The following is a 1,291-nucleotide window of genomic DNA, read 5'->3' as shown; positions in this document are numbered from 1 at the left end:
GCCGATGATCCAGAAGCGGTTGCTTTTGTTACTCGCATTGCATTGGATTACCGCAACGAGTTCAAGCGTGATGTCGTGATTGATTTGGTTTGTTACCGTCGTCATGGTCACAACGAAGCGGATGAACCGAACGCGACTCAGCCGTTGATGTACCAAAAAATCAAAAAGCACCCAACTCCTCGTAAACTGTACGCCGATGTTCTGATTGATAAGAATGAGTCGGATATTGAAACTGCAACGCAGTTGGTGAACGAGTATCGTGATGCACTTGACCGCGGTGAAGTCGTGGTGAAAGAGTGGCGTCCGATGGCATTGCATTCTGTAGACTGGTCTCCTTACTTGGGACACGAGTGGGATATGCAATGGGAGGCGACCTACGATAAGCAACGCCTTGTCGAACTAGGTAATCGTTTATGTCAGTACCCGGAAAGCCACAAGCTGCAAAGCCGAGTAAACAAGCTGTACAACGATCGCTTAGCAATGATGACAGGTGAGAAGGCTATTGACTGGGGTATGGCTGAAACATTGGCTTACGCGACATTGGTAGACGATGGTAAGCGTATCCGTATTTCTGGTCAGGACTCAGGTCGTGGTACTTTCTTCCATCGTCACTCAGTTCTTCACAACCAATCAGATGCAAGCACTTACATCCCGCTAGCGAATATCCATGACAAGCAGGGGCCTTTCCAAGTTTTTGACTCTGTGTTGTCGGAAGAAGCTGTTCTTGCATTTGAGTACGGTTATGCAACAGCTGAACCTGGCGGTTTGACCATTTGGGAAGCGCAGTTTGGTGACTTCGCTAACGGCGCACAAGTGGTTATTGATCAATTCATTTCGTCTGGTGAGCAAAAGTGGGGACGTTTGTGCGGCCTGACGATGCTTCTGCCTCATGGTTACGAAGGCCAAGGTCCGGAGCACTCATCTGCTCGTCTAGAGCGTTACCTTCAATTGTGTGCTGAGCAAAACATGCAGGTCGTTGTACCATCAACGCCAGCTCAGGTGTACCACATGATTCGTCGTCAGGTTGTACGCCCAATGCGTCGACCATTGATTGTAATGTCTCCTAAATCATTGCTTCGTCATCCTCTTTGTACTTCGACTCTAGAAGACCTTGCAGAAGGTACGTTCCAAGCAGCCATCCCTGAAGTGGATAACTTGGAACCAAGCAAAGTGAAACGCGTCGTGTTCTGTTCGGGTAAGGTGTATTTCGACCTTCTTGAGCAGCGTCGCAACAACGAGCAAGAAGACGTAGCAATCGTGCGTATTGAGCAGCTTTACCCATTCCCGATGG

General features: G+C 48.8%; 1 protein-coding gene. It reads left to right on the top strand.

From position 1 onward, the window contains the following. Window positions 1-1,291, top strand: a 1,291-nt coding sequence (locus R7P69_RS24770) for a thiamine pyrophosphate-dependent enzyme (RefSeq protein ID WP_318121760.1), incomplete at both ends; no start/stop codon positions are given.

Source organism: Vibrio sp. 661, from assembly GCF_033339315.1.
GTDB classification, from domain to species: Bacteria; Pseudomonadota; Gammaproteobacteria; order Enterobacterales; family Vibrionaceae; genus Vibrio; species Vibrio alginolyticus.
Note: the sequence above shows the minus strand (reverse complement) of the source record. Positions and strands in the feature narration are given on the sequence as shown.